Genomic DNA, 12,991 nt, shown 5'->3' with positions numbered 1-12,991 from the left:
GCTCACGCAGGCCGAGATCGAGCGGGTGGATGCCGGGCACGGATCGCCGGCCTCCGAGCCGGGCGGCGAGATCGAGGGGGACGGGCGGACGCATGGGTCGGATCACGGCCGCTGACCCCCGGGCGCTCCGCGGCGTCGGCGTCGCCACCGGCCTCGCGGTCGTGGTGGTCGCATTCCTCCTCGCCGGTGTTCCCGCGGCCGGAGGTGCGCTCGCCGTGGTCGGCGGGATCGCCCTCGTCCGCCGTTCCTCTCGGGCGCAGCGGGCGAAGGAGGGGGAGCCGACCTTCCTGTTCGTCCTCCTCGCCCACGGAGACCGCTCCGCCCCGGGTCTGCTGCTGCGGCTGCCGTCCGGTGGAGGGGATGCCGGCCGACTGCGGGCCGGCGGATGGCGGGTGCTGGAGCCTCCGGTGAACGGTCCGCTGACGCCGCTCGGGCGGGTGGCGGTGGAGTTCGACGGCGACGACCGCCTGCGGGTGCGCGACCTCGCGGGGGTGCGGGGCGCGCACACCGAGGCGGCGCGGGAGAACGCCGTACCCCGCGGGTGGGGGACCGCCGCGCAGGAGCTCGGCTACGTCGTGCTGCTCGCGGTGCCCGAGGGGGAGGAGCACCCGCTCCGGCAGGACGGCACGGTGCGGGCGCCCACCCTCGGCGCGTATGCGCTCCTCCGCGGCACGCCGCCGGGGCGTCCGCGAGGCTGACCGGGAGGACTCAGCTCTGCGGTGCGTCGTTCCAGGACCAGATGTCGTCGCCCCGCAGCACGGCGTCTGCCCCGCCGTCGCAGTAGATCGTCTGCCCCGCCATGTGGGTGTTGGCCGGGCTCGTCAGCCAGACGAGCAGCTCGGCGATGGAGGACGCCGGCTGGTGGTAGTTCAGCGGCATCGGCACAGCGGCGTCCACCATGGCCAGGCCCTCGGGCGAGTCGAGCAGGCCGGCCGTCATCGCCGTGGTGACGGTGCCGGGGGCGACGGCGTTCAGCGGGATGCCCGCGCCCGCCCACGCCGGGGTGACGCTCTCACGACGGACCCAGCGCGACAGGGCGCGCTTGCTGGACGAGTAGTTGAGGAACCCGGCCTCGGGGGTTGCGGCCAGGCGGTCGCCGATCTCGATCGCGCGCGCCTCGTCGCCGGCGAGGGCGGCGTCGACGAGCTCGGGCGACACCGGCTGCAGCGAGGCCATCGACGACACCACGGCGGCGCGCGGTGCGTCGGCCAGGCTCAGCGTGGGCTGGAGCGCGGTCAGGAACTCGGTCACGCCGAAGAAGTTGATGGACATCGTCTTCGAGATCGGAGCCGAGATGCCCGCGCAGGCGATGACGGCGTCGATCCCGTCGTCTGCCGCCTCGACCACGGCGCTCGCCGCAGCCAGACGCCCCTCGTGGGTGGACAGATCGCCGTCGACCTCGACCCCGGCGAGGTCGACGCCGATGACGGTGTGGCCGTGCGAGCGGAGCAGCTCGGTGGTGGCGGCGCCGATGCCGGATGCGGATCCGGTGACGACATAGGTGCGGGTCATGAGGTTTCCTCCTTGATGGACACGACCGGCGGCGTGCCGGACAGTGCGGTGACGAAGCGGCCGAGCTGGCGGCGGAATCCGTCGATCTCGTCCGGTGACCAGCCCGCGAGCGCATCGTCGACCATGCGATGGCCGGCCTCGACTAGGCGCGCATAGGCCGTCCGGCCCGCGTCCGTCAGTCGAACCTCGACGGTGCGACCCGAGCGCACGGGGTCGACGACGCCCTGCGTCGCCATGCGGGCGACGAGCTTCGACGTGGTCGGCCGCGACAGCGTCGCATGCGCGGCCAGGTCGCCGAAGCCCATCGCGCCCCCGTTCATCCCGAGCAGGTAGAGCGCGCGGATGGCGGACGGGTCGAGGGCGACGTCGACGGCTTCAGCGACCTGGCGTTGCAGGTCGCTCTCACTCCATTCCGACACCACGCGGACGAGGGCCAGGTGGATGCCGGCGACGTCTTCGCCGGTGGTCATGTGTCCAGGGTACGCCTCAAAGTTGCCTCAGGCAACAGTCGTGATGTATCCCGCGCTGGCCGTGTCCTCCGCGAGCGTGAAGAAGTGCCGACCGCCCGCGCGCCGGGCGCGCCGCCACCGGCGCTGCTGCCCGTCGGCGTAGTCGAGCACGATCCACGCGGGCGGAGGTGTCCCCTGCGGGCCGAGCACGAATGAGCACGCGCCCAGGCCGGGGGAGGCGAGCTCGGCGACGAAGCGGTCGTCACCGGGGGCGAACGGCGCCGTGTCGTGAAGCTCCGCGGGCTGCAGCCGCAGCACGGCGTCGGCGTGTTCCTGGGTCTCCGTGCGGAGCCGGCGCCTCATGCGGCACCGCCCTGGCGCGCAGCCCACTCCCGGGTGTCTCGAAGGCCGTGCGCATCGAGGTAGGCGCGGATCACGTCCGCGGTCAGGCGGATCTGGGCCTCCGTGCCCATCGCCGCCTGCATGACGCCGATCGCGGGCGCCGGCTTGCCGTCCACCCGCTCGAGCGCCTCCCAGACGATGTCCTCGCGGCCGCCGCGGCCGAGAGCGTGCGGCATCGAGGTGAACCCCGTCCTCCGCTGGTCGGTGGGTCGTGTCTCTGGCATGGTGTTCCTCTCTCGGGGCGGGTGGGCAGGCTCGCGCCGAGGGACGGGGTCCCTCGCGAGGCGCACGCCGGACGGCGGGGTGGTCTCCCGGGGTCGGTGCGCGTGGTGCGGCGGCGCGCCCCGCGGGCGGCCCGGTGACGGGTGTGCGGAGCGGTCGGCCTGGCCGGTTGCTGTCCTCCGACGGTATCACGTTATTTTGAGTCATTCAAAAGAAGTGCGGGAGTGTCCACCCCGACGCGTGGGGTTCCGAGCGATTCCCGCGACCGTTTTTCTCCCGTTCAGCGGGAAATTTGACTTCCCTGTGCTTCCGAGTATGGTCGGGGGTTACGCCAGCCAGTCACAAAGGGGAAGCGCCATGTCAGGAAAGTCCACACCGGGTCGCGCAGGGAAGAAGGAGCCGCAGCTCTCGCTCAAGGAGAAGCGGGCGGCGAAGCGCGCGAAGAACGCACCCGACGAGTTCCTCAAGCCTCGCAAGGGCGCGAAGAGCTGAGGGCTCCGGCCCGGTGGGGGTGGCGGTCCTCCGCTGCGCCCACCGGGGATACCGGGGCGACGGCGAGCTGTCAACGGGCCTTGTCCTGAGCGCGGATCCGGCGCACTCTGGAGTCTCCGCCACGAGAGGAGCGCGTGATGTCGAACCCGGAAGCCTTCATGTACCCGGATGAGCCCCTGCTGTCGGAGGAGGCTCTGCGGCTCGCGGAGGAGGACGCCGCCGCCGAGTCCGAGGAGGAACCGTCTCGCGAGGGCGTCGCGGCGCACCTCGCCGAACGGGGCGGCGACGACCCCGATGCCCTTCAGGACGTGCCCGCCGGTGGCGCCGGTGCGGACGCCGGAGCCGGAAACGCGGCCCGCGTCGACCCGGCGTCGAAGAACCCCCCCGAACCCGCCTACGAGTCGACCCACAGCAAGGAGCCGGGCGTCGGTCCGCGGCACGCAGGCGACTGAGCCGCCACTCACCGGAAGATGCGGCTGATCCCGCTCTCGACCTGCGCGAGCTGGATGAAGACGAGGCCGCGCCACAGTGGAAGCAGCGGTGCCCGCAGTGCCCGCCGCACCGGACCGCGGGGCCTGGTCTCCCACGTCATCGTCGCGCGGAGCTGCGTCCCGCCGGCGGCCGGTTCGAGTGCCATCGTGAGGACGCGCGGATTCGCCTGGGGCGCGTCGGGGTACTCGAAGCGCCAGGTCACCGCCCCGGACCGCTCCTTCTCCTGCGTTACGTGAAGGCGATGGAACTCCGGCTTGCGATGCAGGGGTCGTCCGTCCGGGGTCGTCGTCGGGGCGAACGCCTCCCAGGGGCCGTCGTCCCCGGCGGGGAGGACGGTCGCGACGCTCTGCTCCCATTCCGGGAGCCGTTCAGGATCGGCGAGCACCGCCCGAACCTCGGTTTCCGCGGCCGGCACGAACATCGAGCGGGACCCGGTGATCCCCCCGGCCGCCCGCTCTTCGCCCGGTTGGGGGGAGCGCGCGGTGCCTTCGACCTCGTCGAGCTGCGCCGTGAGGTCGTCTTCCGTCACGGCGAGACGAGCGAGGATGGCGGCGATCAGGCCGCTGGGTTCTGCGAGCAGGGCCCGAAGCACGGCGGCGGAGTCCCCTCGCCGACCTCCCTGGGACGCGGCTCGGAGTACCGCGAGGGCACGCTCGGTCCAGTCGTAGCCGTCGGTCTCATGGAACACGATGCGGCCAGGGCCCACCGCCGGGGCATCGATCCCCATGGCCAGGAGCTGCCCTGCGTGCTGCGCCGCGACAGCGGCCCGGGTGGCATCGAGGCGGATCCCGGCCCGCCGGAGCACCTGCCCGCCGGTGTCGGCGTCGATCGTGAGCGCGAGCAGCAGGTGGTCGATGTCCGCGTCATGCACGCCGAAGCGCGACGCCTCCTCCATCGCCGCGAGCGACAGCGTGTGCATGGTGGCGGCGGCCTGCGTGAAGCGACTCATGCGTTCCTCCGCGGCACGGGGATGGTCGGATCGATGCGGCGGCTGTGCTTCTTGTGCACGGCCTGTCGCGTCACGCCGAGAGCGTCTGCGATGGTCTGCCAACTCATTCCGGCGCGGAGCGCGGCCTCCACCTGACGCAGCTCGAGCGCGTCGGCGAGGGTCCGGAGGGAGGCGACGGCGCGCAGGCCGGCGCGCGGGTCGGTCGTGTCCGCCGCAGCGCGGGCGATGTCGAGGGACTCCATACTGTCAACCTAGGTTGCTGACGCGCGGATTGTCAACCAGGGTTGCTCGAAGAGCCCCTCGACCGACCCGTCAGGCGGCGGAGGGGTGCAGTACGGCCTTGATGCAGCCGTCCTTCATCTCCTGAAACGTCCGGTACAGCTCCGGTGGGTGAGATCCGGTGGCTCAGTGGAAGGGGCAGCCGCGCCCGGATCCGGCACTGCGCACCCGTCCTCCGGACGCGGGCTTGGTGGGGAGGCGGCGGCGATTCACGTTGAGCCCCTCGTCGAGCACAGCCAGTTCCGGGTCGCTCAGGACGGCGACAGCGGCGGAGAGTCCCGCGATGACGAGCTTCTCCCCGGGGCAGCGGTGACCGGTGGCGACGTCGCCCCCACCCTGGGGGACGAAGGTCGTGATCTCCTCGTAGTCCTCCACATCGGTGAACCGCTCGGGGGCGAAGCGCTCCGGGTGGGACCACGACCGCTCGTCGGTGTTCGTGCCGAGGATGTCGAGGACGACCCGGCCGCCCACCGGGACCGTGACGCCGTCGATCTCGACCTCGGCGATGGTGCGACCAGGCAGCATGGGCACGAACAGTCCGGTCCGCCGCACCTCCTGCGCGAACATCGTCGCGAGCGTTCCCCCCACGAGCGATCCCCGCTCGGCGGTCTCGGCGGCGATCCGGGTACGCCACTCGGGATGGTCGTGCAGCTGCTTCGCGGCGAAGGCTACGAAACGTGCGGCGGCGATCATCGGACGGATGCTGTTCTGCAGCTCGACCCCGGCGACCCGGGCAGGCAGCAGCTCGCCGTGCTCGTCGCGATGCGCGGCCCACAGCGCGAGCGCCGTGCCCTCGGCGGACGGGAGCCGGCCCTCGCGGACCGCTTCGATGAGCCGACGCGCATGCCGGTCCGAGAAGACCCGGTTCGCGAAGGCCTCGACGTAGGCGGGGGAGTAGGGGGCGCCGAAGCCGTCGACGATCTGCGCGAGGCGCGCGGCCCAGCTGGTCTGCGCCGCCGGCGTGCCCGGGAGCCCGGCCCAGCGCATCATCGCGCGCCCGAACGCGCCGACGGCCGCGTCATAGGCGCTGCGGGTGCCGCCGGCGCGCCAGTCCTCGCGCTCGGCCGCCCATTCCCGTTCGAGGAACGGCGTGAGCCGCTCGACCTGCGCATCCTCGTACGCCGCCTCGACGAAGGTCGCCTTGCGGTGGCGGTGAGCGGTGCCGTCGAGCGCGTGCACCGACCCGTGCCCGAACAGCGGTTCGCGGATGATCCCCGGCATGGCACCGGCACGGGCGATGCGGCTCTCGTCGTAGAACAGCTCGACGCCCTCGGCGCCGCGGACGAACGCGGCCGGGTGCCCGAGGAGGCGCATCGGAGCCGACCGGGCGCCGGGGCGGGCTCGGCGCCAGATGCGCTCGCCGAAGTCATAGCCCCGGGTGAGCAGTGACGGCGAGTCCTCGTGCAGGATCGCGTCGACACCGCCGGACAGTCGGGAAGTCAGTCGCTGAAGCATGGTCCGACCCTGTCACGGGAGCTCGACGGGCCCCAAGGGGGCGGCGTCCTCGAGGCGTTTGTGCTAGCCGGGCGGTCGGGCAGGCCGATGTCAAGCACCTGTCCGACCGTCGTGCGGATCGCGCAGGATGGGACCGGAACGGAGGAACCATGGCCACCAACACCCGCGACCTGACGTGCAGCACCCATGACGTGTTCCACGTGCTGGCGAACGGCTGGCTGTACCCCGCGTGGGTGGTCGGCGCCTCTCGCATGCGCGATGTCGACGACTCCTGGCCGGCGGCGGGCGCCCAGCTGCACCATTCGGTCGGTACCTGGCCCGCACTCCTGGACGACACGACCGAGCTGGTGGAGTGGCACCCGCCGCACCGCGCGGTGATGCGGGCGCGCGGCTGGCCGGTGGGCGAGGCGCAGGTGACGATCCGTGCGCGCACGACCCCGACGGGGTGCCAGGTGCGCATTGATGAGGAGCCGGTCAAGGGCCCGGCGACGGTCCTGCCCCGGTTCCTGACCACGCCGATGCTCCGCTGGCGGAACGCGGAGACGCTGCACCGGCTCGGCTACCTCGCCGAGGGCCGCGCGTCCTGACACGCGTTCAGCGCGTCACGCTCCGGCGCGCATGAACTCCTCGGCGGCGCGCACCTGCTCCGCGGACGGACGGATGCCGGTGTAGAGGACGAACTGCTCCAGCGCCTGCCGCGTCGCGACCTCGGCGCCCGTGATCACGGTCTTGCCCGCGGCTCGACCGGCGGCGATGAGCGGTGTCTCGGCGGGCAGGGCGACGACGTCGAACACGACGGCGGCGGCGGCGATGGTCGGCTCCGGGAAGGCGAGCGCGTCGGCCTCCGCACCCCCGGCCATGCCGATGGGGGTGACGTTCACGATCACGTCGGCCGTCGCGTCTCCGGCATCCGCGCGCCAGGCGAACCCGTACAGCTCGGCGAGGGCGCGGCCGGCCGTCTCGTTCCGGGCGACGATCGTCACGTCCGTGAAGCCGGCGTCGCGGAACGCGGCTGCCGTGGCCTTCGCCATGCCGCCCGAACCCCGGAGGAGGACGGAGGACGCGGGGTCCAGGTCGTTCTCCGCGATCAGCTGCGCGATCGCCGCATAGTCGGTGTTGTGGGCCGTGAGCACGCCGTCGTCGTTCACGATCGTGTTCACGGAGTCGATGGCCTGCGCCGAGGGGTCCATGCGGTCGACGAGAGCGATGACGTCCTCTTTATAGGGCATCGAGATCGCACACCCGCGGATGCCGAGGCCGCGTACTCCCGCGATGGCCTGGGTGAGGTCGGTCGGGGCGAAGGCCTTGTAGATCCAGTTCAGACCGAGGGCCTCGTACAGGTGGTTGTGGAAGCGCGTGCCGTTGTTGCTCGGTCGTGCGGACAGCGAGATGCAGAGCGTCATGTCCTTGTTCAGCAGGGTCACCGAATCAGGCTACCGCCGCATCTGTCAAGGTCCATGGCGGCAGATCATGTCCTCCCCTATGGTGAAAGTGCATGCAAGGGGATCGATCGTCTACGCCTCTCCCCAGGAGGCGGAGGCCCTCCCCACGGGCCGGACGATCCGTGCATGCGATTGGGCCCTCTCGAGTAGTTCAGTCCCCAATGGACTCCTCGAGAGGGCCGCTCTCCGGCTACTCGCTACGAAGTTTTTTCAGATTTGTCCCCCAAAAGGGGGACAAGAAGGTCCCGGAGGGGTTAGGCTGTTTCTGACGCACCCTCCGGTCGTCTTCGGCCCTCATCGCTCCCCCCGCGGTGAGGGCCACACCATTTTCCGGGCGCATCCGCTCATGCAACATTTGGATTACCTTCTCGCAACGGCTATTCCGCCGGGGGTCCCCTCCACTAGCGTTAGCGATGTCGGTGCACCCCTGCGTCGGCTTCTACATCAGCAGAACAGGCAGTACATGAGCACCCAGGGCACGGTCAAGTGGTTCAACTCGGAGAAGGGCTTCGGCTTCATCTCCCCCGACGACGGAGGCGCTGACGTCTTCGCGCACTACTCCGCCATCCAGTCATCCGGCTACCGCTCTCTCGAAGAGAACCAGCGGGTCGAGTTCGATGTGGCGCAGGGCCCCAAGGGCCTGCAGGCAGAGAACATCCGCCCCGTCTGAGGCGGAAGCAACACCGGGAACTCCCCGTCGGATCCACGCGCAGGCGCTGACCCGGCGGGGAGTTTCGTCTTCCCTGACGGCCCTGGAGCCGGTCAGGGAAGCAGGAGTGCGCGCAGCTCGTCCACCGTCGTGACGCGGAACGCCGCGTCGTCACCCTCGTGCGGGTCGCTGAAGCCCCAGCCGACGAAGATCACGGGTACGCCGTTGGCGAGACCGCCCTCGACGTCGTGGTGCCGGTCGCCCACGAGGACCGGGCGGGAGGTGTCGGCACCGAGCGCGCGCAGCCGTCGCAGCGCCTCGGCCACGATGTCGGTCTTGGACGCGAGCGTGGCCTCGTCCGGCGTGGCACCAACGGTCGTGAGGAACGACGGCCGGAGTCCGAAGTGATCCACCAGGGCGTCGACCTGATTCTCCGGCTTCGAGCTCGCCGTCGCCTGGGGGACGCCCGCCGCGTGAAGGTCATGGATCAGCTCGGCGACCCCGGGGTAGGTCTGCACGTCGGTCGTGTACCCGTCGGCCTTGCCGAGGGTGCGGTAGAACGCCACCGCCTCGGCCGACTGCTCCGGCGTCATCCCGGCCTGGTCCTGGAAGGACTGGAACATGGGAGGGCCGATCCAGTGCACGAGCTCCTCGCGCGTCGGCGCCGGGTGGCCGAAGTGCGTCAGGGCGATGTTGAGGCGACGCAGGATTCCGACCGAGGCGTCGACGATGGTCCCGTCGACGTCCCAGAGCACACACGAGTAAGGCGAAGAGGGCATGCCTCCAGCCTAGGGTCCCGCGAACGGGTGCCCGCCCGTCCTGCACAGGTGTGCACGAAACGAGTTCGTCCACCGAACGCGGGAAGGCCCTTCACGCCGATCTAGAGTCGTGACAGCGGCGGGATCACGGGTGAGAATGGGGGCATGTACGTGTCGGTGGAAGTCATCACGATGCTGGCGACGGCCGCGACGACTCTCGTCGCGATCATCAGCGGATTCGGCTGGATGATCGGTCGGATGGACACGCGGTTCGCCGCGGTGGACGCGCAGTTCGACCGGATCGAGCACGAGCTCACCGAGGTGAAGATCGCGATCGCGCGGCTGGAGGGGCCGCAGCGCCGCCTGGTCTCGACGCGCTGAGGTCAGAAGAGGCGGGGGATGCCCGACTCGATGCCCTTCATGTCGTCGTAGTCGAGCACGAGGCAGCGGATGCCGCGATCCTCGGCGAGGACGCGGGCCTGCGGCTTGATCTCCTGGGCGGCGAACACGCCCTGCACCGGGGCGAGGTGGGGGTCGCGTCCCAGGAGCTCGAGGTAGCGGGTGAGCTGCTCGACGCCGTCGATGTCGCCGCGCCGCTTGACCTCGACCGCGATCGCCACGCCGTCGGCGTCGCGCACCAGCAGGTCGACCGGGCCGATGGCCGTGGGGTACTCGCGACGGACCAGGGTGGCGCCCTCGGCGACGCGGTCCACCTGCTCCGCGAGCAGGCGCTGCAGGTCGGCCTCGACACCGTCCTTCTGCAGGCCGGGGTCGATCCCGAGCTCGTGGCTGGAGTCGTGGATGACCTCGTAGATCTGCACACGGAGGGCATCGCCGGTCTTCTTGTGGGTCACGCGCCACACCTCGACCACGCCGGCGCCGGCCTCCTCCTCGCCCGGTTCCTCGGTCGCGAGCACGCACGGCGGGCTCATCCAGTTCAGCGGCTTGTAGCTGCCGCCGTCGGAGTGCACGAGCAGACTCCCGTCACCCTTGTGCACGAGCAGGCGGGTGGCGAGCGGAAGGTGGGCATTGAGCCGACCGGTGTAGTCGACCGAGCAGCGGGCGATGACGAGACGCACCCGACGAGCCTACTTCGTCGTCGCCGGTCACGCGGTCAGAGGAACGCGTCGAAGAGTCCGAGCTCGGTCGCGGCGGAGCGGGCGATGAGGAAGCCGATGATGCCGATGATCCACGCCGTGTTCTCCGCGCCCGTCCGCTCCATCCAGGCGGCGAAGCGCTCCAGCGGACGCTGCACGAGCGGGGCCGCCACGAGCCGGAGCACGAGGAGCACGAGCGCCGGGAGGATCATCAGCGCGCAGTATCCCGCGAGGGAGAGCACCCGGAGCGGCGTGTCGACGCCGGCGTCCGCGAGCATCGTCATCGCGACGATGTAAGGGAGCATCGTCGCGACCTCCACGAGTCCGGCGGCGATGGCGACGGCCATGACCGCGAACCCCCGGGTCTGCGGGTCGAGCAGACGTTCCCGCCATCGAGTGATCCGACCGGGACGCGGTGCGTTCGTCGCGGTGGCGGTCGAGGGAATGGGCGGTTCGCTGCCCGGCACGCCGTGGACGGTCGCCACAGTGGCCGCGGGCGCTCCGACCGGCGCCGGTTCCGCAGGCTTCGTCGGCATCACGAAGGCGGTGACGAGCAGCGCGGCGCCGACGACGAGGCGGGTGATCATGCCCGCGGGAGAGCTCAGGAAGTCGGAGGCGACGTCGACGAGGTTCACCAGGCCCCAGAGGAAGAGGAGGCCGACCACGAGATAGAACACCGCGATCGTCGCGAGGTAGAGGAGGATCCGCCCGGCGCGCACGCGTCCGGGGTGCAGGAGGAGGAAGACCGGGATGAGCAGCGTCCCGACGCTCAGACCGTCGATGAGCGCGAGCACGGCGAGGGAGAGGGGCAGCGGCAGCCCGCCGAAGAGTTCCATGCGTCCACGATCCCCGCGGCACGCCGAGCGCGGATCGGGCGAAAGTCGGGGTCGTCCGGATGCCCTCATCCTTTGGTCGGATGCGACACCGTCCGGGCCGTGGTTGCATGAGGGCATGCACGATCCCGCCGACGGAGGGCCCGCCGCCTGGTACCGGCGGCATCGGTGGTGGGTGGACCCGTTGGCCATGGCCGCCCTCGCGACGGTCATGGCCGCTCTCGGGTTCCACGGCCTCTGGGGGCCCTTCTCCCTGCTGTCGGAAGACGTCTCGCCGTGGTGGGCGCTGGTCCTCGCGATCCCGGCCTGCGCTCTGGCCCTCGGCAAGCGCCGTCGTCCGTGGACCGTGCTCGCCCTCGTCGCCGTGCTCTTCGTCGCGGACCTGCTCACGGTCGGCGGCGTCGGGACGCTCGTGGTGCTGCTGGACGTGCTGTGGACGGCGGCCTTCCTCGCCGGCCCACGCGGGCGCCGCGTGCTGCTCGTGCTCCTGGGCGCGGCGACCGTCGTCCTCTTCCTCGCCGCCCTGCTCTTCTCGGCGGCGACGCCCGCGGTCGCGGTGCTGTTCGCGGTGCAGTTCGGCGCGATCTTCGGTACGGACTACTGGTGGGCGGTCGCGGTGTCGCAGGCGCACGAGCTGGCCGACCTGCACCGTCAGCGGGCGGAGGACGCCGCAGCGACCGCCGCCCGAGATCGGGCGCAGGCCGTGCAGCGCGAGCGCGAGGCGATGGCGCGCGAACTCCACGATGTGGTGGCGGGGCACGTGATGGCCATGGCCATCCGGGCGGAGGCGGCGCTCGCCGCGCCCGCGGCACGGTCGGACGATCGCGCCGCGCTGCAGGCCGTGCGCGATGCCGGGCTGGACGCGCACGGAGCCCTGCGCACCATGATCGGGGTGCTGCGCCGCGGCGACGGGGCGCTCGCGCCGACCCCGGGATGGGCCGACCTCGAGGGCCTCGCCGCGGAGGCCCGACGCTCGGGCTTGGACGTGCGCCTCGCCGTCGAGGATCCGGGTGCGCTCGGCGGCGGCGGAGAGCAGGCGGTTGTGCGGGTGGTGCGTGAAGCGTTGGGGAACTGCGTCCGCCATGCGAACGGCGCCGTGGTCGACGTGGCCATCGGCCCTGTCGACGGTCAGGCGCACGTTACGGTGCGGTCGCGGGGCGGCGCGGCGACCGTCACCGCCGGGCAAGGCGGCGAGGGGTGGGGGCTGCAGATGCTGCGCGAGCGCATCACCGCGCTGGGCGGGACGTTCCGGGCCGGTCCGGAGGTCGACGGCTGGCTGGTCGAGGCGCGACTGCCGGTGGGGGGCCGGGCATGACCGCACCGACCGTGCTGCTCGCCGACGACCACGGCGCGATCCGCGCCGGCCTGCGCATCATGCTGGACACGCACGACATCACGGTCGTCGGGGAGGCCGCCGACGGCGAGGTGGCCGTGCGCAACGCCGCAGCGCTCCGGCCGGATGTCGTCCTCATGGATCTGCGCATGCCGGGACGCGACGGGGTCTCGGCCACCCGCGAGATCGTCGAGCGCGGACTGGGGGATGTGCTTGTCCTGACGAGCTTCGACGAGGACGAGCTCGTGCTCGCGGCGATCCGGGCGGGAGCGGTCGGATTCCTCCTGAAGACGGTCGACGCGCCGACTCTCGTCCAGGCGGTGCGTGCTGTCGCCGCCGGAGAGGGAGCGCTGGATCCGCGGGTCACCCGCCGCGCGCTCGCCGCGGTGGCGGCGTCCACCCCGGAGCCGGCGCCGATGACGACGTTCGCGCTGCCGGAGCTGACGCCCCGGGAGCGCGACGTCCTCGACGGGATCCTGCAGGGGTGGTCGAACGCCCAGCTCGCCGCGCGCCTGCGGATCTCCGTCCCGACGGTGAAGACGCACGTCTCGAACGTCCTCACCAAGCTCGGCGCGCGCAGCCGGTCGCACGCGGCCGCGCTCGTCCGCGGGGTCGAGGACTGAGTCA

Annotated in this window: 19 protein-coding genes; 8 read left to right on the top strand and 11 right to left on the bottom strand. The window is 71.7% G+C overall.

Annotated elements, in window-relative coordinates; genetic code table 11:
- Positions 1-92 precede the first annotated feature (92 nt).
- Positions 93-698, top strand: coding sequence for a hypothetical protein (locus BK819_RS04455; RefSeq protein ID WP_071328025.1), 606 nt, complete (start codon positions 93-95; stop codon positions 696-698).
- Positions 699-708: 10 nt separating this feature from the next.
- Here the strand turns inward: BK819_RS04455 and BK819_RS04450 are convergent, their stop codons facing one another.
- Genes BK819_RS04450 through BK819_RS04435 form a run of 4 tightly spaced genes read right to left on the bottom strand, consistent with a single transcriptional unit; the run spans position 709 to position 2,587 of the window.
- Complete coding sequence (locus BK819_RS04450) at positions 709-1,512, bottom strand: SDR family oxidoreductase (protein WP_071328024.1); 804 nt, start codon at positions 1,510-1,512, stop codon at positions 709-711.
- On the bottom strand, positions 1,509-1,982 hold the full coding sequence (locus tag BK819_RS04445) for a MarR family winged helix-turn-helix transcriptional regulator (protein ID WP_062637668.1): 474 nt from the start codon (positions 1,980-1,982) through the stop codon (positions 1,509-1,511). The genes BK819_RS04450 and BK819_RS04445 overlap by 4 nt, the downstream gene beginning before the upstream one ends.
- A 27-nt stretch (positions 1,983-2,009) precedes the next feature.
- Positions 2,010-2,324, bottom strand: a complete 315-nt coding sequence (locus BK819_RS04440; RefSeq protein ID WP_071328023.1) for a hypothetical protein — start codon at positions 2,322-2,324, stop codon at positions 2,010-2,012.
- On the bottom strand, positions 2,321-2,587 hold the full coding sequence (locus BK819_RS04435) for a hypothetical protein (protein ID WP_071328022.1): 267 nt from the start codon (positions 2,585-2,587) through the stop codon (positions 2,321-2,323). Before BK819_RS04435 ends, BK819_RS04440 begins: the two co-directional genes overlap by 4 nt.
- A 355-nt stretch (positions 2,588-2,942) precedes the next feature.
- On the opposite strand from BK819_RS04435, the gene BK819_RS16965 reads away from it, so the two are divergent.
- Together BK819_RS16965 and BK819_RS04430 are read left to right on the top strand one after the other, a co-directional pair.
- Positions 2,943-3,077 carry a hypothetical protein gene (locus tag BK819_RS16965; protein ID WP_256209374.1) on the top strand — a complete coding sequence of 45 codons (135 nt, stop codon included), beginning with the start codon at positions 2,943-2,945 and terminating at the stop codon, positions 3,075-3,077.
- A gap of 137 nt (positions 3,078-3,214) precedes the next feature.
- On the top strand, positions 3,215-3,529 hold the full coding sequence (locus tag BK819_RS04430; protein ID WP_071328021.1) for a hypothetical protein: 315 nt from the start codon (positions 3,215-3,217) through the stop codon (positions 3,527-3,529).
- Between the two features lie 8 nt (positions 3,530-3,537).
- Here BK819_RS04430 and BK819_RS04425 read toward each other — a convergent pair whose 3' ends face one another.
- The 3 genes from BK819_RS04425 to BK819_RS04415 form a co-directional block, all read right to left on the bottom strand.
- Positions 3,538-4,518, bottom strand: a complete 981-nt coding sequence (locus BK819_RS04425) for an SRPBCC family protein (protein WP_071328020.1) — start codon at positions 4,516-4,518, stop codon at positions 3,538-3,540.
- On the bottom strand, positions 4,515-4,760 hold the full coding sequence (locus tag BK819_RS04420) for a hypothetical protein (protein WP_071328019.1): 246 nt from the start codon (positions 4,758-4,760) through the stop codon (positions 4,515-4,517). The genes BK819_RS04425 and BK819_RS04420 overlap by 4 nt, the downstream gene beginning before the upstream one ends.
- 163 nt (positions 4,761-4,923) lie before the next feature.
- Positions 4,924-6,252, bottom strand: coding sequence for a cytochrome P450 (locus BK819_RS04415; protein ID WP_083391652.1), 1,329 nt, complete (start codon positions 6,250-6,252; stop codon positions 4,924-4,926).
- A gap of 149 nt (positions 6,253-6,401) precedes the next feature.
- On the opposite strand from BK819_RS04415, the gene BK819_RS04410 reads away from it, so the two are divergent.
- The gene (locus BK819_RS04410) at positions 6,402-6,839 is read left to right on the top strand and encodes an SRPBCC family protein (protein WP_071328018.1); all 438 of its coding nucleotides are present in this window, start codon (positions 6,402-6,404) and stop codon (positions 6,837-6,839) included.
- Positions 6,840-6,854: 15 nt separating this feature from the next.
- On the opposite strand, the gene BK819_RS04405 is transcribed toward BK819_RS04410, so the two are convergent.
- Positions 6,855-7,676, bottom strand: coding sequence for a shikimate 5-dehydrogenase (locus BK819_RS04405; RefSeq protein ID WP_256209373.1), 822 nt, complete (start codon positions 7,674-7,676; stop codon positions 6,855-6,857).
- Positions 7,677-8,157: 481 nt separating this feature from the next.
- On the opposite strand from BK819_RS04405, the gene BK819_RS04400 reads away from it, so the two are divergent.
- Positions 8,158-8,364 carry a cold-shock protein gene (locus BK819_RS04400; RefSeq protein ID WP_017203899.1) on the top strand — a complete coding sequence of 69 codons (207 nt, stop codon included), beginning with the start codon at positions 8,158-8,160 and terminating at the stop codon, positions 8,362-8,364.
- Positions 8,365-8,456: 92 nt separating this feature from the next.
- Here the strand turns inward: BK819_RS04400 and BK819_RS04395 are convergent, their stop codons facing one another.
- On the bottom strand, positions 8,457-9,122 hold the full coding sequence (locus tag BK819_RS04395) for an HAD hydrolase-like protein (protein WP_060923430.1): 666 nt from the start codon (positions 9,120-9,122) through the stop codon (positions 8,457-8,459).
- Between the two features lie 144 nt (positions 9,123-9,266).
- Between BK819_RS04395 and BK819_RS04390 the strand changes: the two genes are divergently transcribed.
- Positions 9,267-9,482, top strand: a complete 216-nt coding sequence (locus tag BK819_RS04390; RefSeq protein WP_071328017.1) for a hypothetical protein — start codon at positions 9,267-9,269, stop codon at positions 9,480-9,482.
- Between the two features lie 2 nt (positions 9,483-9,484).
- Here BK819_RS04390 and nucS read toward each other — a convergent pair whose 3' ends face one another.
- Positions 9,485-10,180: an endonuclease NucS gene (gene nucS / locus BK819_RS04385; protein ID WP_060923428.1), complete on the bottom strand. Its 696-nt coding sequence runs from the start codon at positions 10,178-10,180 to the stop codon at positions 9,485-9,487.
- Between the two features lie 35 nt (positions 10,181-10,215).
- Positions 10,216-11,034 carry a GAP family protein gene (locus BK819_RS04380; RefSeq protein ID WP_071328016.1) on the bottom strand — a complete coding sequence of 273 codons (819 nt, stop codon included), beginning with the start codon at positions 11,032-11,034 and terminating at the stop codon, positions 10,216-10,218.
- Positions 11,035-11,149: 115 nt separating this feature from the next.
- On the opposite strand from BK819_RS04380, the gene BK819_RS04375 reads away from it, so the two are divergent.
- Together BK819_RS04375 and BK819_RS04370 are read left to right on the top strand one after the other, a co-directional pair.
- Positions 11,150-12,346, top strand: coding sequence for a sensor histidine kinase (locus BK819_RS04375; RefSeq protein ID WP_071328015.1), 1,197 nt, complete (start codon positions 11,150-11,152; stop codon positions 12,344-12,346).
- Positions 12,343-12,987 (top strand): response regulator transcription factor, encoded by a 645-nt coding sequence (locus BK819_RS04370; RefSeq protein WP_071328014.1) that lies wholly within the window; start codon positions 12,343-12,345, stop codon positions 12,985-12,987. The genes BK819_RS04375 and BK819_RS04370 overlap by 4 nt, the downstream gene beginning before the upstream one ends.
- Positions 12,988-12,991 lie beyond the last annotated feature (4 nt).

Origin of the sequence: Microbacterium sp. LCT-H2 (genome assembly GCF_001866135.1) — a bacterium.
Classification (GTDB): Bacteria; Actinomycetota; Actinomycetes; order Actinomycetales; family Microbacteriaceae; genus Microbacterium.
Note: the sequence above shows the minus strand (reverse complement) of the source record. Positions and strands in the feature narration are given on the sequence as shown.